Here is an 18,419-nt window from a genome sequence, read left to right as displayed (position 1 = left end):
ATGCAGTTGTGGCTGCCACACGCCCTCTCCGGCGACTCCGCCCAGGTCCCCGTCGGGGGGCTGAACGTGGAGATCTCCGGAGCTCGCGACATCGCGGTCACGCAGGCCACCGACGGAGTCTGGGTGATCGACGCGCCGGGCGCGACGGGGGCGCAGTGGCGCGTGCCGTGCGTCTCGACGACCGCGTTCTGGACGCCGGACAGCGGTCCCCGGTGGGTACCGCCGATCTGGAGCGGGTCGAAGACGTCCCGGCTGGCCGTCGGCGCGCCGGTGGTCTCCCTGGTCGGCGCGGGCGACGCGAACGTGTGCACCGCGGCGCTCGACGGGTCGGCGGGCCTGTCCCGCTTCAGCGGCGGGCTGATCGAGGAGACCGGCGAGTTCGTGTTCACGATCGAGCACGAGGGTCCGGCGTTCCGGCTGCGGCTGGACCTGTCCGACCGACTGTTCTCGGCGGCGCTGGCCGGGGTGGCGGCCTGGTGGGGCGAGGGCCGGGAGCTGCCGCGGACGCCGCGCGCGGCCCGGCTGCCGGCGTACTCGACCTGGTACAGCATGCACCAGGAGGTCAGCGAGGAGTCGGTGGAACTCCAGTCGCGGCTCTCGAAGGAGCTGGGCTGCGAGACGATCATCGTGGACGACGGCTGGCAGACCGCCGACCGGGCGCGGGGTTACGCTTTCTGCGGCGACTGGGAGCCGAACTCGGCGGCTTTCCCTGATATTTCCGCTCACGTGAAGCGGGTGCAGGACATCGGCCAGGCCTACATGCTCTGGTACGCCATCCCGTTCGTCGGCAAGGAGAACGCCGCGTTCGAGCGCTTCGAGGGCAAGTTCCTGCGCTACCTCGACCACATGGACGCCGGGGTGATCGACCCGCGTCACCCCGACGTCCGCGAGTTCCTCGTCGACCGGCTCTCCCAGGCGGTCGAGAAGTGGGGCATGGACGGCCTGAAGATCGACTTCGTGGACCGGTTCGCGACGCCGGGCGGCGACCCCGCCCCCGGCGAGGGGGCCGACTGCGAGGAGGTGGACGAGGGTGTGCGGCGCCTGCTGCACGAGTTGGACACGCGGCTGCGCCGTACCCGGCCCGAGGTGCTGATCGAGCACCGCCAGCCGTACACGCACCCGGGTCTGTGGCCGTACGCGAACATGGTCCGGGCCGTCGACTGCCCGCTCAGCCCGCAGGAGAACCGGCAGCGGACCGTGGACCTGCGGCTGACCGCCGGTCCCGTCGCCGTGCACTCCGACATGATCCTGTGGCACCCGTCCGAGCCCGCCGAACAGGTCGCGGTCCACCTGATCAACGCGCTGTTCTCGGTACCGCAGATCTCCGTGGACCTCACCGCCCAGACCCCCGAGCAGCTCGCCGCCGTCGGGTTCTGGCTGGGGATCTTCCGGCGGCACCTGGAGACGCTCCAGCTCGGCGTGCTGGAGCCGGCTCAGCCCGAGCACGGCTACCCCCTCGTGCGGGCCTACGATGATCAGACCATGGTCATCGCCCGCTACGGGCCGCTGCCGGTGGAGATCCCCGCCTCCGGCTGGCGTGAGCTCCTGGTCGCCAACGCCGCCCCGGACTCTCGCGTGGTGCTGCTCGGCACGGAGGCGGAGAGCCTGGAGGCGACCGTGCACGACTGCGGCGGAAGGCCGCTGTCGGCCGCCACGCTGCGCCTGGACGCCGGAGCGAACCTGGTCACCGTGCCGACGGGCGGACTGCTGAGGCTGCGCCGCCGTACCGAGGAGGAATAGATGGAGACGCACCGGCCCCGTGGACGCGGCGTCACGATCGAGGATGTCGCCCGCGCGGCCGGTGTGTCCCGTCAGACCGTCTCCAACGCGCTCAACGCGCCCTACCGGCTGAAGGCCGAGACCCTGGAGCGGGTCACCGCGCTCATCGAGGAGCTCGGCTACCGGCCCGACCAGTCCGCGCGCAGCCTGCGCTCGGGCACCCGGCGGATCATCGCCTACCCCACCCCCGAGGACGACCCCACCAACCCCAACCCGCTCATGGGGGGTTTCCTGGAGGCGATCGTCGCGGCCGCGGGCGAGGCCGGCTATCACATCCTGCTGGTCCGGCCGCACCCGGGACAGGACCAGACCCGGGCCCTGGAGGAGCTGATCGCGGCCAGGACCGTGGACGGGTTCCTGCTCTCCGACGTGCTGCACGACGATCCCCGCGTGGCCTATCTGGCCGGCCGGGGCTTCCCGTTCGCGGCCTTCGGCAGGACCGCGTCCGAACACCCGCAGAACTGGGTGGACGTCGACACCGTCCAGGCCATGATCGACCTGGTCGGCCTGCTGGCCGCGGCCGGGCACCGCAGGATCGCCTTCCTCGCCTCCTCCTCCAGGCTGCCCTGGATGGACCACCGCCGCGACGGCTTCCAGGCGGGCATGCGCCGCCACGGTCTGCGCGGCCAGGAGATCTCGGCGCCCGGCGACGACCCCGGCGAGATCGTCGCGGCGACACGCGAGCTCCTGGGCGGGCGCGTCAGGCCGACGGCCGTGGTCGCCGCCGGCGACTGGCTCGCGCTGGGCGTCTACGCCGCCGCCCGGGCCGAGGGTCTCAGCATCGGCGCCGACCTGGCCGTGGCCGGTTTCAACGACCTTCCGGTCACCGCGTTCCTGCAACCCGCCCTGACCACCGTACGGCTGCCGCTGCGCCAGATCGCCGGCGCGCTCGTCAACCGCCTCCTGAAGACCGTCGAGGACGGCGTCACCCCTCAGGCCGGCCTCCTGCTCCCCGGCGAGCTCGTGGTCCGGGCCAGCTCAGGTGGGTAGTCCTCCCCGAGATCGGAACACCTATGGAAATCAGTTCGTCGTGCCCGGAGATCGTGACGATGTTCGAGTGGGCGCGGGAGCGGGCGCTGCGCTGGGCGCATCCCGGCGGCTCACTCGGGCCGCTGAACGTCGACGAACGGCAGCCGTCCGGCACGGGCGAAGGTGTCTACCTGCCGTCCTACTGGGCCGGATACGCCCACCGCAGCGGCTTCTACTCCCGTGACTTCGCCCACCAGTTCGCCGGCGCCCACCTGCTCGGCCTGGCCGAGGCCAACCTGACGATGTTGCGCCGCTTCGCCGCCTCGGCGACGCCGGAGCACGGCTACTACCCGGTGTGGGCGTTCAACTTCGACGGCTCCTACCTGGCCATCGACTACCGGGGCCCCGATGACTTCGTCCGGGAGGTTCCCGCCGTGTTCGAGCTGGTCGAGCGGGCCGAGCTCGGCCACCGCTGGACCGGCGACCCGGCCTACGTGGACGACCCCGTGCTGCGGGACTTCTACCGGCACGCGACAGGGGAGTTCGTCACCCTGCACGGTGCCGGAGGGCCCGTCGCGCGCGGCACGGGCGGCGGCATCTTCCAGGGTGCCGCCAGCTACAACGAGCTGAGCGGCGAGCCGCTGGCCGAATCGGGGGACGGGATCGCCGCTCAGTACCAGGCGTATCTGGCGATGGCCGCGCTGTCGCGGGCCGGGGGCGCGGACGGTGCCGCCTTCGAGCGGCGGGCCGCCGAGCTCAAACGGTATTTCAACGAGACCTGGAGCGGCCGGGGCGCCGGCGCCGAGATGGTCAGGGCCTACACGGTGGACGGGCGGGCGATGACCGGCTGGGGCCGGGAGAACAGCTGGTTCATGCCGCTCAAGGGCATCGTCGACGACGGCCCGCGCAACGACGACTACCTCGACTTCGTCGACGCCCAGGCGTCCGGCCCCGGCCGGCCGGAGAACGTCGAGGCGCTCACCTACCTGCCCGACACGTTCTTCCGCCACGGCCGCGACGGCACCGCCTGGAAGTGGATGCGGGAGATCTTCGCCGTACGCGACCGGCCGCACGTGGCCGGCGGGCTGAACGGCGACTACCCCGAGGTGCCGTTCACCCTGGTCGGGCAGGTGGTCGAGGGCCTGCTCGGGGTCCGCCCCGACGCCCCCGACGGCGCCGTCACCACCCGTTCCCACCTGCCGGAGGACATCGACTGGCTGGAGGTGAGCGGCATCCCGCTCGGCGACGGGCACCTCGCCGTCCGGCACGACCGGCACGCCAGCACCCTCACCAACCTGTCCTCCCACGTCTCCTGCCGCTGGACGGCTCACCTCCCCGGCGGCCGCACCCGTGTCCAGCACGTCCCTCCGGGCCGCACGGTCACCGCGAGCTAGTGGCCTCGGCCGGGCCCGCCGTACAGGGGGCGTCGCCGCAGACGTCGACCACCAGGCCGTCGCGGAGGAAGTGGGCCTTCTGCACGCGGGCCCGCGGGTCGTTGCGCGGGTCCTCGTGGGGATCGCGACCGTACTGCGGGCCGAGCGGCGGGAGGTTGGCCGCCGGGGTCGCCGGGGCGCCGCTGTCCCAGACCACCATGGCCGAGCCGGCGTACGGCCTGCGGGGCATGGACCTGATCCCCCAGTAGGGCGCCAGGTCGGGGCTCCGGCCGGCGGCGACGGCGGGCTGGCGGACCCGCGCCCCGACCGTGCGCGCCTCCACCTCGGCCGTCACCGTGGAGACCTGGTGGTCGCCGAAGGCGACGTGCAGCAGCACGCGGTGGCGGGGCGAGCCGGGCAGGGGGTCGTCGGCCAGATGCTGGGCGTAGCCGTCGGTCTCGGCGCGATCCCAGAGCATCTGCATCAGCGCGAAGCAGACCTGCTGGGTCAGCCTGTCGGGATAGGCGCCGTCCATCAGCCGCTGGAACGGCTGGAAGTCCACGCTGCGGTTGAGCAGCGTGCTGTAGTTCATCCCCGGCACGCCGAGCACGGCGTTGCGCACGTCGGGCGAGACGGCGACCAGCGCGCCGCCCGCGATGGCGCCCTGGCTGTTGCCGTCGTAGGCGAGATCGGCCCGCCGGTCGATCAGCGATCTGCCCCGCCCGTCCTGGAAGGCGGCGTGAGCGGCGAAACCGTCCCGGGTGAGCATCGCCCGGCCGAGGAGGACGAAGTTCAGCAGGCTCTGCTGGAGCCGGTCGGTGACCGTGCCGAACCGGGATAAGTCTCCGAACACGCCCGCCACGTGCTGGACGTCCTCGTCGGACATGCCGATCCACTTGGTGGCGCAGAAGACGAAGCCGTGCTCGCCGGCCATCGCCCGCACGTTGCGGGCGCGCACCTCGGTGGCCTTGCCGAGCAGGCCGTGGCCGTACAGCGCGGGATGCGCGGGCCGCCGGAGGGCCGAGCGCGGGATCTCGCACTGGTACTGGGCCTTCACCGTGTCACCGAGCGGGCGCGGCAGGCCGTCGGGCCCCCGGTTGAGGTTCGAGCCCGGCGGGCCGCCCGGCCTGTCGAGATAGTTGGGGACCAGGATCTCCCCGGTGACCTCGCGGGCGATCGAGGGGTCCTGCTCGGGGGTGAGGTCGGTGACGGAGGAGACCGTGAACTTCGGTGAGCGGCCCCTGAGCCCGCGTAGCGCCTGGTCGCGCATCGTCAGCACGGGACCGGCGATGCCCCGCTCACTGGCCACGGTGAAGTCCCAGGCCAGGTGGAGTCCCTCGGTGTCCACCCCGGCCCTGGCGAGGTCGGCGAGCGTCCGGTGGAGCGCGTGCTGCCGCGCGGCGAGCGGGTCGCCGGCGGGCAGTTCCTCGCCGAGGAGCCTGGCGAAGGTCTGCGGGACCGGCAGCTCCTGGCCCGCGGCGTCCTTCAGCCGGCGCAGGGCGACGGCGTAGCGGTGGCCCTCGCGGAAGTTCTTCGCCGGCCTGACGATCAGCGCCTGCCGGGCGGGGTCGGCGGCGCCCGCGTCGAGCTCCGCCCAGTACGGCCAGCTCTCCCCGGTCCTGGTGTCGACGATCACGATGGGGGCGTCGTTGCGCAGGGACCACCCGATGTCGGTGACGGGCGCGGCGCCGGTCTTGGCCAGGTCGAGGCCGGGCACATGGGCCAGGAGCATGGAGCCCGGGGAGAACCCGTCGGCGCCGTTCCACTGGGCCGGGTCGATCGGGGTGCCCGCCGCGTTGCGGGGCATGGCCTCGGCCGAGAGCGTCACCCGCACTCCGGTGTGGGTACGCGCGGCCTCGGTGAACCAGTCGTTGGGGAAGGGCAGCAGGCACTCCGGGCCGGCGACGGGATCGCAGCCGCCCGCGGACGGCGGCGGCGGGGCCACGAGTCCGGGGGCGGGACCGGCCCAGGCCGGTGCGGCCGTCGACGTCACGGCCAGCGCGAAAGCCGCCACCATCGTGCGCAGGCGCATGCGCCTCCCTCCTCGAACCTCGACATGATCTAGCCGCAGCAGACCCCAGGACGGGGCGCTCGTCAATGGAGGGGGTGAAAAAACGATCTGAAACGCCACCTCTCCCGGATGGCCGGCGGCGTTGAAGCTCTCCGCGCGTCCCCCGCCGGGCGGGGACCGAGTCGTGCGCGTCGGACTCACTCCGGCCGTGCCGTACCGGGGTGATCACGGATGGCGTGCCGCCGGCGGACCGCCCCGCTCGGTGACGTCAGGGGACGTCAAGGGACGCCAGGACTTGACTTCCGTCATCACCCTCCTTAAACATTTCACTAATCAAATAGTGAAAGGTGTCGACGGTGATCGAATTCCGCCTCGACCGGGGGTCGGGGGTGGCGACCTACCTCCAGCTCGTCCACCAGGTCCGGCACGCGCTCCGGCTCGGCCTGCTGCGGCCCGGTGACCGGCTGCCGACGGCCAAGGAGGTCGTGGCCCAGCTCGCGATCAACCCGAACACGGTGCTGAAGGCCTACCGGGAGCTGGAGCGGGAGGGGCTGGTCGTCGGGCGGCCGGGGTTGGGCACGTTCGTGGAGCGGTCGCTGGGCGCGGCGTCCACGAACGACCGCGCGCGGCTGCGCGCGGAGCTGGTCCAGTGGGTGCGCAACGGCCTCCAGGCCGGCCTGGACCAGGAGGACCTGCGGGCACTGGTCGCCACGGTCCTGACCGACACCTTCCGAGAGGAGATCGCATGAGGGCGGCGCTGGAGGCCACCGGCCTGGGCATGCGCTACCGGCGGACCTGGGCGCTGCGCGACTGTTCGGTGACGGTGCCGCCCGGCCGGGTCGCCGCGCTGGCCGGGCCCAACGGCGCGGGCAAGACAACCCTGCTCCATCTGGCCGTGGGCATGCTCACCCCGACCGCGGGAGAGGTGCGGATCTTCGGCGGCCCGGCCCGCGAGCACATGGAACGGGTCGCGTTCATGGCCCAGAACAAGCCGCTCTACCCCGGGTTCCGGGTGGAGGAGATGCTGAGGTTCGGGCGCGGGCTCAACCCCCGCTGGGACGAGGCCTCGGCCCGGCGGCGGCTGGCGGAGCTGGGCATCCCGCTGGAGCGCAGGGTCGGCCGGCTCTCGGGTGGCCAGCGGACCCAGGTGGCGCTGACCGTCGCGCTGGCCAAGCGCCCCGACCTGCTGGTGCTGGACGAGCCGCTGGCCGACCTCGACCCGCTGGCCCGCGACGAGGTGATGCGGAGCCTGATGGCGGCGGTGGCGGAGACGGGGCTGACCGTACTGCTGTCCTCGCACGTCGTCTCCGAACTGGAGGGCATCTGCGACTGGCTGATCGTGGTCAACGGGGGCCGGGTCCAGGTCAGCGGCGACATCGACGACCTGGTCGCCGGGCACCGCCTGCTGACCGGACCCGCCGGGACCGCCGACGCGCTCGCCGCCCGGCTGCCGGTGATCTCGCGGGGCGGCACCGGGCGGCAGGCCACCCTCCTCGTCCGCGACACCGGGCCGCTGCCCGACCCGCGCTGGAGCGCCCGCCCGGTGAACCTGGAGGAGACGGTCCTGGCCTACCTGCGCGCCCCCGACCTCGCCGCGCTCCCCCGCCCTGCCCTGGCTCCGGCACGCTGACCCGTCCGGCCCCGCACGAATCGGAAGGAACCCCTCTTGCTCTGGCTGACCTGGCGACAGCACCGCGCGCAGATCCTGGCGACCGGCGCGCTGCTGCTCGTCCTGGGAGTCCTGCTGCTGGTCTCCGGACTGCGGGCCTCCGCCCACATCGCCGGGCACGCCCCGCCCGGCTGCCCCGGCCCGGCGGCGGCCTGCTCGGAGGTGAACACGACGCTCTACCAGGACTACTACAGCCCCGTCTTCCTGGTCTTCGGCCTGCTGCCGTTCTTCGGATCCGCGCTGATCGGCGCGTTCTGGGGCGCACCGCTGCTGGCGGCCGAGTTCGAGCGCGGCACCAACGCGCTCGCCTGGACCCAGTCCGTGCCGGCCGGACGCTGGCTGGCGGTCAAGCTCGGTGTGCTCGGCGGCCTGGCCGCGCTCGCCGCCCTGCTCCTGTCGGCGATGGTCAGCCTGTGGCTGCCGATCTTCCGCGGCGTGATCGGCGACAAGTCGATGGAGCCCGGGACGTTCACCATCACCGGGGTCGTCCCGGCGGCGTGGTGGCTGTTCGCGTTCGTCCTGGGCGCCGCCGCCGGGACGCTGTTGCGCCGCACCGTCGCCGCGATGGCGGTCACCGTCGCGGTGGTCTCGCTGGCCGTCCCGGCCGTCTTCTTCTCCCGCGACTCCTACGCCGAGCCGGTGCGGACCGTCACCGGCAACCGCCTGGCGATCTACGACAGCGGCGCCGAACTGGTCCGCGAGGCGTGGGTCGACCCGTCAGGCCGGGAGGGGGCGGCCCCGCCGGCCGACGTCTGCCCGCCGCCCCCCGGGATGGACGCCCGTTCCGAACGGGCCCAGCTGCTGAAGGACGAGTGCCTGATCGACGCCGGTTACCGGATCGCCGTCTATCACCACCCGACCGGTCGCTTCTGGCGCTTCCAGTGGACCGAGACGGGCATCCTGCTCACCGGCACCCTCGCCGTCGGCGGCCTCGCCGTCACCCGCACCCTCCGCCGCCGGAACTGACGGCTCCCCGCCGAGCCGCCGAGCCGCCGAATCGCCGAGCCGCCGACGTACGCGAGGAGCACGCCGGCCGCGTCGACGGCCTGGCGTGGCCGTCCGTCACATGAAGTCCACCTCCGCGTGCGGCAGGCCGCCCGACAGCGAGGGGAAGCCGGGGCCCCGGTCGAAGAACGGGGCCCCGTCCGGCACGAGCGCCCGGAGCTCGGCGCGGCGCAGGGCGGTGGCCTCGGCGTCGACCCGGAGGTCGTCGCGGGGGCCGCTCAGGACGACCCCGTAGTCGTCACGGGCCCCCTCGGCCGAGACCTTGCCGTCGCGGACGTCGGCGGCCACCAGCGCGGGGTCGCGCTCCAGCGGCGAGCCCCAGCCGCCGCCCCCGGTGGTGCGCACCCGGATGACCTCACCGGCGCGGACCGGCGAGTCGTCCACCAGGCCCTCCATCTCCCGCCCCTCGATCTCCACGACGAACGGCCGCCCGGCCCGCCCGCCGTTCACCCCCCAGCAGGACAGGATCGAGCGGTCGGCGATGGACATGAACGAGGCGTCGCGCAGCATCCGCAGGTGCTTGTCGTATCCGAGGCCGCCGCGGTAGAGGCCGGGACCGCCGGAGTCCTGGGCCAGGCCGAGCCGTTCGACCCGGAACGGCCAGCGGGACTCGGCGAACTCGACCGGTATGTTGCGCGAGTCGGGGACGACGTGGATGGTGTCCTCGCCGTCGGCGTACCATCGGCCGCCGGAGCCGCCGCCCAGCACCTCTCTCATCAGGTACGGCCTGCCGTCGGCGTCGTCGCCGTAGACGCCGGTGTAGCGGATGGTCTCCTGGTCGGCGGGCATCCGGCCGCCGGTGGCCTTGGCCAGCACCCCGGCCAGCACCCCCAGCAGCCGCAGGATCACGAAGGTGCGGGCGTTCGTCGGGGCCGGGAAGACCGGGGTGAGCAGCGTCCCCTTCTCCGGGAAGCGCATCTCGATGAGCGGGACGACGCCCTCGTTGACGTCCAGCTCCGCCATCCGCTCCGGGGTCTCGGCCAGGTTGCGCAGGATCGGCGCGAGCCATTTCTTCAGGAACACCCCGTCGGCGTAGTCGCCCGCGTGGTTGATCGGCCCCTTGGCCTGCGGTGACGTGCCGGTGAAGTCGATGACCAGCGGCACCCGCGCGCCGTGGTCGACGGTGAGGGTGATCCGCTGGGTGTGCAGGCGCGGCTCGTCCACGCCGTCGTGCTCGGCGTAGTCCTCCCACACGTGCGTGCCCTCGGGGATCCTGGCCAGCAGCTCCCTGCGGAACGTCTCGGTGGTCTTGGAGATGATCGCGTCGAAGCACGCCTCGACCGCCTCGCGCCCGTAGCGGTCGAACAGCTCCCCCAGCCGCCGCGCGCCCATCAGGCAGGCCGAGCACTCGGCGTCGAGGTCGCCGGCGAGGGAGTCGGGCATCCGCGAGTTACGGGTCATGATCGTGAGCGCCGCCCGATTGGGCACGCCCCGGTCCCAGAGCTTGATCGGCGGGACCATCAGCCCCTCCTCGAACACGCTGCGCGCGTGCGAGGGCATCGATCCGGGGACCGCCCCGCCGATGTCGTCGTGGTGCCCGAACGCCTGCACGAAGGCGACCACGGCTCCGTCGTGGAAGACCGGGACCGTCACGCACAGGTCGGGCAGGTGCCCGATGCCGCCCTCGGACAGGTAGACGTCGTTGTGGAAGAACACGTCGCCGGGGTTCATCCCGTCCACGGGGAAGTCCCTGACGACGGGCTGGACCAGGGCCGAGTAGGACCTGCCGGTCAGCTTGCGCAGCCGTACGTCGTGGATGCCCGCCCGGAAGTCGTGCGCGTCGCGGATCATCGGCGAGCGGGCCGTGCGCGCGATGGCGGTCTCGACCTCCTTCTCCACCGACGCGAGCGTGCCCTCCACGATCTCCACCAGCACCGGGTCGGCGCTCATCGGCTCACCGCGCACGGCGCACCTCCAGATTCCCGAACTCGTCCATGGCGGCCGTGAAGCCGGGGTGCACCGGCAGCGTGGAGCCGTACTCCTCGATGACCGCCGGGCCGGAGACCACCGATCCGGCGCCCAGGTCGGCCCGGCGGTGGATCGGCGCCGGCCCCCACCCGTCGTAGAAGACCTCGCGGGCCGTCACCGGCCGGGGCTCGGCGGCGCCGTACGGCCTGCGCCCGATGGCCGGGCGGGTGATGGGGCCGATGCCGGAGACGCGGAGGTTGACCCACTCGACGCCGTGCCGGGGGTCGTCGCGGTAGCCGTATCCGTAGAGTCTTCGGTGCGCCTGGTGGAAACGGTCCAGCACCTCCGCACGCCAGGTCTCGTCCAGCGGCCCGGCGGGGGCGGGCACCCGCACCTCGTAGGCCTGGCCGTAGTAGCGCAGGTCGGCGCTGCGCGCGTAGACGTGCCGCTCGGCGGCGAACCCCTCGCGGTCGAGGGCCTCGGCCGCCTGCTGCTCCAGGTCGCCGAAGATCTCCGCGGCGGCGTCGAGGGAGAGCTCTCGCGTGACGAAGGTGCGCACGTAGTCGTTCTTGACGTCGACGGTGAGCAGGCCGAACGCCGACACGTTGCCGGGGTCGGGCGGGACGATCACCGACGGCAGGCCGAGGATGTCGATGAGCCGGCAGACCAGCAGCGGCCCCGAGCCTCCGAAGGCGACCATCGGGAAGTCGCGCACGTCCAGGCCGCGCTTGACCGTGATCTGGCGGATCGCGTTGGACTGGTTGAACGCGCTGATCTCCAGGACGCCGGCCGCGGTCCGCTCGGGGCTCAGCCCGATCTTGCCCGCCAGCGCCTCGACCCCCTGCCGGGCCGCGTCGGCGTCGAGCGGGATCTCCCCGCCGAGCAGGTGCGGGGGGACCCGCCCGAGGAAGACGTGCGCGTCGGTGACGGTGACCTCGGTGCCGCCCCGCCCGTAGCAGAGCGGGCCCGGGTCCGCCCCGGCCGACCTGGGGCCGACCTTCAGGGTGCCCTCCGGGGAGATCCACGCGACGGACCCGCCGCCCGCCCCCACGGTCACGATGTCGATCATCGGGATCTTGCACGGGTAGCGGCCGATGCCGCCCTCGGTGGTCAGCGAGGGCTCCCCGTCGATCACCACCGCGACGTCGGTGGAGGTGCCGCCGCCGTCCAGTGTGATCACCGACGGGTGCCCGGCGGTGGAGGCGACCAGCGCGGCGCCGAGCGCGCCCGCGGCCGGTCCGGACAGCACGGTCGTGATCGGCTGGTGCACGACCTCGGCGGCGGACAGCACGCCGCCGTTGCTCTTCATCACCGAGAACGGCATGCCGAGCCGGTCGGCGAGGTTGGCGATGTAGCGGCGCATGGTCGGCTTGACCGCGGCGTCCACCAGGGTCGTCACCGACCGTTCGTACTCGCGGTATTCGCGCAGTACGTCGCTGGAGATCGAGACGACCGCGCCGGGATGCTCACGTTCGATGATCTCGCGCATGCGGAGCTCGTGTCCGGGGTTGGCGTAGGAGTGCAGCAGGCACACGCCGATCGCGGTGATCCCCCGCTCGCGGAACCATCCGGCCACGGCCACGGCCTGCGCCTCGTCGAACGGGCGGACCTCGGCGCCGGTGTGGTCGAGACGTCCGCCGACGGTCTTGACCCGGTGCACGGGGACGATCCGGGGCGGTTTCACCCAGAAGTAAGAGTTGCCGTAGCCGTCGGGGACGCTCTGCCTGGCGATCTCCAGGATGAACTCGAAGCCCTCGGTGGTGACGAGGCCCAGATCCGTGATGCGGTCTTCGAGGAGCTGGTTGGTGGCCACGGTGGTGCCGTGCACGACCGCCGACACGGTCTCCACGCCCGCCTTCCGCAGGACCTTCCGCACTCCCTCCATGAACCCGTCAGCGGGGTTGGCGGGTGTGGAGGGAGTCTTGGTAGTGGTGATCTCACCGGTCTGTTCGTCCACCGCGACCACGTCGGTGAACGTGCCCCCGGTGTCGACCCCTATACGGACGCTACGCATGCCCCCGTGTCTACCCAGTCCTGCGGAGGCGGCAAATCGGCGGACCCTGCCGAAGCTGGGCCGCGTCCTTGGGCACTGTTAGCGGCGGCGCGGACCCATGGTGGAGCCGATCACCGCGTCGGCGTCGTGCGCGTGCACCTTCGCGGCGAGCCGGATGGCCATCTCGTTGGTACGGCGCAGCTCGGCCTCGACCCGGTCCTTGCCCGACTGGCCGACCTGGACCCCGAAGTAGGCGCCGATGATCGCACCCGAGACGCCGACCAGGCCGGCGAAGGGGGCCGCGGACTCGCCGTTGCGCATCGCGATCACCACGAAGGCGACCAGGAGGACCACCAGGCCCGTGACGACGACGTAGAACCCGTAGCGCCAGCGGGCCGCCTCCGCCTGGGCGGCGACGGCCTCGTCCTCGGTCATCATCGCCGCGAGCGCGACGGGTATCTCAGCGGTCTCCGCCGTGGACGGCATCGCCGGGGACGTGGCCGCGGGGATCTTGTTGAGAGGTGGAGCAGAGGCTTTGGCGGTCGTCACAGACCCTCCCACTTTCCGATAGGCAAAATGAATCTCCCATGCTTTTCGCAGTCAAGCCAAGCCGGACCAGGCTATGTCACCGCGAGGTCCCCCATTCCTACCAGCGCACCGCCTGCCCAAACGCTCCCGGCCGACCCACTAGGCTGACCCCCCGTGACCGAATCGTCCGCGCTCTCCGCCGTCCCCCTCAAATCCCGTGACGGGGTGCTGCGCTTCTACTTCGGCCCGATGGACTGCGGCAAGTCCACGCTGGCCCTGCAGATGAACTACAACCACGGCCGTCAGGGCAGGCGCGGCCTGGTGCTGACCAAGCACGACCGCTCGGGCGGCCCTCAGCTCACCAGCCGGATAGGGCTGGGCAGTGACGCCATCGAGGTCGTCGACGACCTCGACCTGGTGGCCCTGGTCCGCGGCCACCAGCAGCCCGTCGACTACGTGATCTGCGACGAGGCGTGCTTCTACACGGTCGCCCAGATCGAGCAGCTCGCCGACCTCACCGACGACTTCGGCATCGACGTCTACGCCTTCGGCCTGGCGGCGGACTTCCGGTCGCAGATGTTCCCCGCCGCCCAGCGCCTGTTCGAGCTGGCCGACGAGATCAGCCGCCTCCAGGTGGAGGTGCTGTGCTGGTGCGGCCGTCCCGGCCGGCTGAACGCCCGCGTGGTCGGCGACAAGCTGGTGCGGACCGGCGAGCAGGTGATCATCGGGGACACCGGTGACGCCCCGATCCGCTACCAGGTCCTCTGCCGCCGCCACTACCGCGCGGGCGACCTCGGCCACTCCTGAGCCCGGCCTGCCGGCCGGGTCCCCGCGGGGAGGCCCGTGGCGCCGGCGGACGGCGCGTCAGACCGCGCAGTGGCCGTCGTCGTCGCAGGCCTCCCCGGCGGACCCGGCCGCCTCGGGCGCCGGGCTCCGGCCGGTCCGCTCGGCGACCTCCTCCAGAGCGGCGAGCAGGGTGTCCTCGGGCTGGGCGCCGGAGACGGCGAACTGCCCCTCGAACAGGAACAGCGGGACGGAGCCGACGCCCAGGGCCCGGGCCCGGGCCAGGTCCTCCTTGACCGCCGCCGTGCCGTCCTCGCCGTCGAGGTCCGCCCGGACGCCGAGCCCGGCGGCCAGCTCGGCGAGGACCTCCCGCGAGCCGACGTCGAGACCGTCGGTGAAGTGCGCGCGGAAGAGGGCGTGGAGCGCCTCCTCCCCCTTCCCCTGCTCGCCGGCGAGCCGGATGAGGCGGTGCGCGTCGAAGGTGTTGGCCTGGACCGAACGATCGAAGTCCAGTCTCAGCCCGTCTCCGGCGGCGACGCCCGTCACGTGCGCGAACATCTGCGCGGCCCGCTCGGCCCCGCCGAACTTGGCCGCCGCCCACTTGAGGGTCGGCTCCCCGGCGGACTCCGCGTCCGGCGCGAGCTGGAACGGCCGGAACTCCACCTCCACCTCGCCCCCCTTGGCACGGTAGCGCTCGACGGCGCGGGCGAAGCGGGTGTGGCCGATGTAACACCAGGGGCAGACGACGTCTGAGTAGATTTCAACCTTCACGGAGTGCTGCAACCGGCACGGCGGCCCGCTGATTCCGCGCGGCGTGGGCACCCGGTCAGGCCGGGCCCCGGGATCACGGCTCCGGCGCGACAGCGTTTTGAGTCAGTTGTCTGACTAACTATGGACAGGCCGCGATCCGGGCGGCTACGATCACTATTCAGTTAGCCAACTAACTCCTTTCAGGGACGTCACCGTCCCCAGCCCCCGGCCGGGAACGCGGTGGATCGAGTGATGAACCCCCGACCTCCGAAGGACCCGTCATGCCTGTCCAGCAAGTGCTCGGATCAACGATCTCCTACCAGGAGCTCGGCGCCGGTGCGCCGATGGTCTTCCTGCACGGCAACCCGACCTCGTCGCACCTGTGGCGGCACATCCTCCCCGCGGTCGGCGACCCGGGCCGCCGCCTGGCCCCTGACCTGATCGGCATGGGCGCATCAGGCAAACCCGACATCGACTACACCTTCGCCGACCACGCCCGCTATCTGGACGCCTGGTTCGACGCGCTCGGCCTGGACGACGTGGTGCTGATCGGACATGACTGGGGCGGCGCCCTCGCCTTCGACTGGGCCGCCCGTCATCCCGGACGGGTGCGCGGCATCGCGTTCACCGAGGCCATCGTCAAGCCGATGTCCTGGGAGGAGTTCCCCGAAGGCGGCCGCCCGCTGTTCCGGGCGATCAAGACGGAGGGCGTCGGCGAGGCCATGATCCTCGACGACAACGCCTTCATCGAGCAGGCGCTGCCCGGCACCGTCGCCACCCCCCTCGGCCAGGACGACCTCGACGCCTACCGCAGGCCGTACCCCACCCGGGAGAGCCGCCGGCCGCTGCTGCGGTGGCCGCGGTCGATGCCGCTGGGCGGGGAGCCCGCCGACGTCGTGGCCAGGATCGAGGCCTACGACCGGTGGCTGGCGGCCAGCGTGGACGTGCCCAAGCTGCTGCTCACCTTCCAGCCCGGTCCGGGGGCCATGATGGGCCCGGAGATCGTCGACTGGTGCGCGGCGAACATCGCCGGCCTCGAGATCGAGCGGCACGGCGCGGTCGCCGGGCACCACACCCCGGAGGACCAGCCCCACGTGATCGCCACGGCCGTCGCGGAATGGGCCGACAGGCACGGGCTCCGCTGACCCCGCCCCGGGGGCCGTGTCCGCGCCCCGGGTCTCGGGGGGAGCTCCGGGTCGCGGGCGGGCGTCCGCCGTCCGCCCGTGGTCTCTCGGGACTACCCGCGGACCCCCTACTTCAGAGCTACCCGGAAGCCCGCCGAGCTACGCGGGAGGTGCGCTCTCCGTAGGGACGCCGATCACAAGGGGTGATCCATAACTTCGATGCCGGAATCACGACAGAGATCCGGTATGGAAGGACCATCCCATGGCGTCCCGCCTGCGCCGTACCCTGCTCGCCGCACTGGTCACCGCCTCGGTGGCCGTGCCGGTGTCGGGTACGGCCCGCCCCTCGGCCGTCCCTGCGCCCGTCCCGGCGGCCCTCGCCCCGATGCGGGCCGCGACCCCCGCCGCCCTCGCCGAGCGGTACGCCGCCGGCCGCGAGGGCATCCGGGCGGCCGAGCGGATGGCCGCCGGCGACGGCCACCGGTGGCGGGCCGCGATGCTGCGCGCCATGGCGGACCCGGCGCGGCAGTTCCTGTTCTTCGACGGCCGCGGCGGCGGCCGCACCGCGGAGGTCTTCGGCGACCTGTCGGCGGCCGAGCGGATCGCCGTGCTGGTCCCCGGCAGCGACACCAACCTCGACAAGTACGGGCTCCTGCGCGGTGGCGCGCTGAGGCTGCGGCAGGCGCTCGACGACCGGTCCGCCGTCATCGCCTGGCTCGGCTACCGGACACCCAACCTGGTGAGTCCGGCGGTGCTGACACCCGACCGCGCGGATGAGGGCGCCCCCGCCCTGCGCGCGTTCGTGCGGGAGCTGAGCGCGGTCCGGCCCGCCGCCCGGATCTCCCTGGTGTGCCATTCCTACGGCTCGGTGGTCTGCGCACGGGCCGCGTCCGGGCTGGACGTCGCGGACATCGTCCTGTACGGCAGCGCGGGCGTCGGCGCCGGCAGCGCCGCCGCACTGCGCACCCGGGCCACCGTCTGGGCCGGCCGGAGCGCCGGCGACTGGGTCGCCGGGGTGCCGCACCTGCGGCTGCGACTGCCCTTCGTGACGGTCGGACTCGGGACCGACCCGGTCTCGCCGGAGTTCGGCGCCCGAGTCTTCGCCACGGGCGACGGCGGCCACAGCGACTACCTCAGGTCCGGCTCCACGTCCCTGAGGAACATCGCCCGCATCGTCGCCGGACAGACCCCGGCCGGGCAGGACCGTCATGCGTGACCGCGTCCGGCGGATCGCTCCGGCGGCCCCGCCCGGGCTCGACCGCGCCGTGCGTGACCTCGTCCGGCGGGTCGACGCGGCGACGCCGCCCGGCCGCGACCGTGCCCTCGACGCGCTGCGCGCCCTGGCCATCCTCGGCGTGGTGCTCGGTCACTGGCTGGTGACCGCGCTGGTGGCCGACAGCGGCACGGTGCACACCGCCAGCCCGCTCCGGCACCTGCCCCAGCTCACCCCCGTCTCCTGGCTGTTCCAGACCCTCGCGGTCTTCTTCCTGGTGGGCGGGCAGGTGGGCGCGGAGAGTCATGCCTCCGCCCGCGCCCGGGGGACGACGTACGGGCGGTGGCTCGGCGCCCGTACGGCGCGGCTGTCGCGGCCGGTCGCCGCCGTGCTGGTGGTGTGGACCGTGGCGGTGGGCGCGATGCTCGCCTCCGGGGCCGGCCTGGAGACCGTACGCACGCTGGTCAAGCTGGTGCTGTCCCCGCTGTGGTTCCTGCTGGTCTTCGCGGTGCTGACGGCGGCGACCCCACTGGTGGCCAGGCTGCACCCGCTGTGGCCGTTCGCCGCCGTCGCGCTCGTCGACCTGGGCCGTTACGGCCTGGGCGGGCCCGCCTGGCTCGGCTGGGCCAACGTGGCGGCCGGCTGGCTGGTGCCGTACTGCCTGGGCGCCGCCCGGGCCCGCGGCGCCCTGCGGGGCCGGGCGACCGGATGGGCGCTGTTGCTCGGCGGCGGCGCCGCCACCGCCGGGCTCGTCCTGTGGGCCGGCTACCCGGCGGCCATGGTCGGGGTGCCCGGTGCCCGGATCTCCAACCTCGCCCCGCCCACCCTCGCGGCCGTCGCCTTCGGCCTGGCCCAGTGCGGGGCGGCCCTGCTGCTGCTCGGCCCGCTGCGGCGAGTGCTGCGCCGCCCTGCCGTCTGGGCGCCGGTGGCGCTGGTCAACCTGGCCGCGATGACGATCTTCCTCTGGCACCAGACCGCGATGATCGCCGTCACCGCGACCGGCCTGCTCACCGGCGAGACCCTGCCCGGCCTGCACACCGCCCCCGACGGTCCCGGCTGGGTGCTCGCCCGGCTGGCCTGGCTGCCGGCGTTCGCGCTGGCCCTGCTGGTCTGCTGGGCCGCCTTCCACGCCCACGAGCGGAGACGGCCCGCGAAGGGGTCAGGACCCGGCTGACCCCGGCGTCCGGGACGGCGGCAAGCGATCTTGGCAGGTGGCGACCGGCCGGGCGTCCCACGACGTCACCGCCGTGGGCGGCGCCTGGAGCGCGTTCTCCGGCCGGGCTACGCCTCCTGCGCCTCCTCGCGTGACCTCGT

15 protein-coding genes are annotated in these 18,419 nt (G+C 73.1%); 10 read left to right on the top strand and 5 right to left on the bottom strand.

Annotation, left to right across the window (positions count from 1 at the left end; genetic code table 11):
• The 3 genes from ACZ6R6_RS12525 to ACZ6R6_RS12515 are packed head-to-tail and all read left to right on the top strand — an operon-like array spanning nucleotide 1 to nucleotide 4,142.
• Entirely contained in the window at nucleotides 1–1,740 is a 1,740-nt protein-coding gene (locus ACZ6R6_RS12525; protein WP_470092726.1) for a glycoside hydrolase family 36 protein, read from the top strand.
• Nucleotides 1,741–2,769 (top strand): LacI family DNA-binding transcriptional regulator, encoded by a 1,029-nt coding sequence (locus tag ACZ6R6_RS12520; RefSeq protein WP_470092724.1) that lies wholly within the window; start codon nucleotides 1,741–1,743, stop codon nucleotides 2,767–2,769. It abuts the gene before it with no gap.
• A gap of 23 nt (nucleotides 2,770–2,792) precedes the next feature.
• Nucleotides 2,793–4,142 (top strand): hypothetical protein, encoded by a 1,350-nt coding sequence (locus tag ACZ6R6_RS12515; RefSeq protein ID WP_470092722.1) that lies wholly within the window; start codon nucleotides 2,793–2,795, stop codon nucleotides 4,140–4,142.
• Here the strand turns inward: ACZ6R6_RS12515 and ACZ6R6_RS12510 are convergent.
• Nucleotides 4,129–6,153 carry a hypothetical protein gene (locus ACZ6R6_RS12510; protein WP_470092720.1) on the bottom strand — a complete coding sequence of 675 codons (2,025 nt, stop codon included), beginning with the start codon at nucleotides 6,151–6,153 and terminating at the stop codon, nucleotides 4,129–4,131. The two genes, ACZ6R6_RS12515 and ACZ6R6_RS12510, sit on opposite strands and share 14 nt — an antisense overlap.
• 335 nt (nucleotides 6,154–6,488) lie before the next feature.
• Between ACZ6R6_RS12510 and ACZ6R6_RS12505 the strand changes: the two genes are divergently transcribed.
• Genes ACZ6R6_RS12505 through ACZ6R6_RS12495 form a run of 3 tightly spaced genes read left to right on the top strand, consistent with a single transcriptional unit; the run spans nucleotide 6,489 to nucleotide 8,767 of the window.
• Nucleotides 6,489–6,881, top strand: coding sequence for a GntR family transcriptional regulator (locus ACZ6R6_RS12505; RefSeq protein ID WP_470092718.1), 393 nt, complete (start codon nucleotides 6,489–6,491; stop codon nucleotides 6,879–6,881).
• Nucleotides 6,878–7,762, top strand: a complete 885-nt coding sequence (locus ACZ6R6_RS12500) for an ABC transporter ATP-binding protein (RefSeq protein WP_470092716.1) — start codon at nucleotides 6,878–6,880, stop codon at nucleotides 7,760–7,762. Before ACZ6R6_RS12505 ends, ACZ6R6_RS12500 begins: the two co-directional genes overlap by 4 nt.
• A gap of 36 nt (nucleotides 7,763–7,798) precedes the next feature.
• A complete protein-coding gene (locus tag ACZ6R6_RS12495) occupies nucleotides 7,799–8,767 on the top strand; it encodes a hypothetical protein (RefSeq protein ID WP_470092714.1) in 969 nt (322 codons plus the stop codon).
• 96 nt (nucleotides 8,768–8,863) lie between these two features.
• Here ACZ6R6_RS12495 and ACZ6R6_RS12490 read toward each other — a convergent pair whose 3' ends face one another.
• From ACZ6R6_RS12490 to ACZ6R6_RS12480, 3 genes are all read right to left on the bottom strand, one after another.
• Nucleotides 8,864–10,711 (bottom strand): hydantoinase B/oxoprolinase family protein, encoded by a 1,848-nt coding sequence (locus ACZ6R6_RS12490; RefSeq protein WP_470092713.1) that lies wholly within the window; start codon nucleotides 10,709–10,711, stop codon nucleotides 8,864–8,866.
• On the bottom strand, nucleotides 10,701–12,728 hold the full coding sequence (locus tag ACZ6R6_RS12485) for a hydantoinase/oxoprolinase family protein (protein ID WP_470092711.1): 2,028 nt from the start codon (nucleotides 12,726–12,728) through the stop codon (nucleotides 10,701–10,703). The genes ACZ6R6_RS12490 and ACZ6R6_RS12485 overlap by 11 nt, the downstream gene beginning before the upstream one ends.
• A 78-nt stretch (nucleotides 12,729–12,806) precedes the next feature.
• Nucleotides 12,807–13,256, bottom strand: a complete 450-nt coding sequence (locus ACZ6R6_RS12480) for a hypothetical protein (RefSeq protein ID WP_306867837.1) — start codon at nucleotides 13,254–13,256, stop codon at nucleotides 12,807–12,809.
• 153 nt (nucleotides 13,257–13,409) lie between these two features.
• Between ACZ6R6_RS12480 and ACZ6R6_RS12475 the strand changes: the two genes are divergently transcribed.
• A complete protein-coding gene (locus tag ACZ6R6_RS12475; RefSeq protein ID WP_306867835.1) occupies nucleotides 13,410–14,042 on the top strand; it encodes a thymidine kinase in 633 nt (210 codons plus the stop codon).
• A 57-nt stretch (nucleotides 14,043–14,099) separates the two neighbouring features.
• Here the strand turns inward: ACZ6R6_RS12475 and ACZ6R6_RS12470 are convergent, their stop codons facing one another.
• Nucleotides 14,100–14,789, bottom strand: coding sequence for a DsbA family oxidoreductase (locus ACZ6R6_RS12470; RefSeq protein WP_470092708.1), 690 nt, complete (start codon nucleotides 14,787–14,789; stop codon nucleotides 14,100–14,102).
• Nucleotides 14,790–15,049: 260 nt separating this feature from the next.
• Here ACZ6R6_RS12470 and ACZ6R6_RS12465 point away from each other — a divergent pair, with 260 nt between their 5' ends.
• The 3 genes from ACZ6R6_RS12465 to ACZ6R6_RS12455 all read left to right on the top strand — a co-directional run bounded on the left by ACZ6R6_RS12465 (nucleotide 15,050) and on the right by ACZ6R6_RS12455 (nucleotide 18,279).
• A complete protein-coding gene (locus ACZ6R6_RS12465; protein WP_470092706.1) occupies nucleotides 15,050–15,913 on the top strand; it encodes a haloalkane dehalogenase in 864 nt (287 codons plus the stop codon).
• 241 nt (nucleotides 15,914–16,154) lie between these two features.
• Nucleotides 16,155–17,108 carry an alpha/beta hydrolase gene (locus ACZ6R6_RS12460; RefSeq protein WP_470092704.1) on the top strand — a complete coding sequence of 318 codons (954 nt, stop codon included), beginning with the start codon at nucleotides 16,155–16,157 and terminating at the stop codon, nucleotides 17,106–17,108.
• A complete protein-coding gene (locus ACZ6R6_RS12455) occupies nucleotides 17,101–18,279 on the top strand; it encodes an acyltransferase family protein (protein WP_470092702.1) in 1,179 nt (392 codons plus the stop codon). Before ACZ6R6_RS12460 ends, ACZ6R6_RS12455 begins: the two co-directional genes overlap by 8 nt.
• The last annotated feature ends 140 nt before the right edge of the window (nucleotides 18,280–18,419 follow it).

The sequence above is a fragment of the Streptosporangium sp. NPDC048886 genome (genome assembly GCF_055586905.1).
This window is presented reverse-complemented; position numbering and strand designations above follow the sequence as displayed.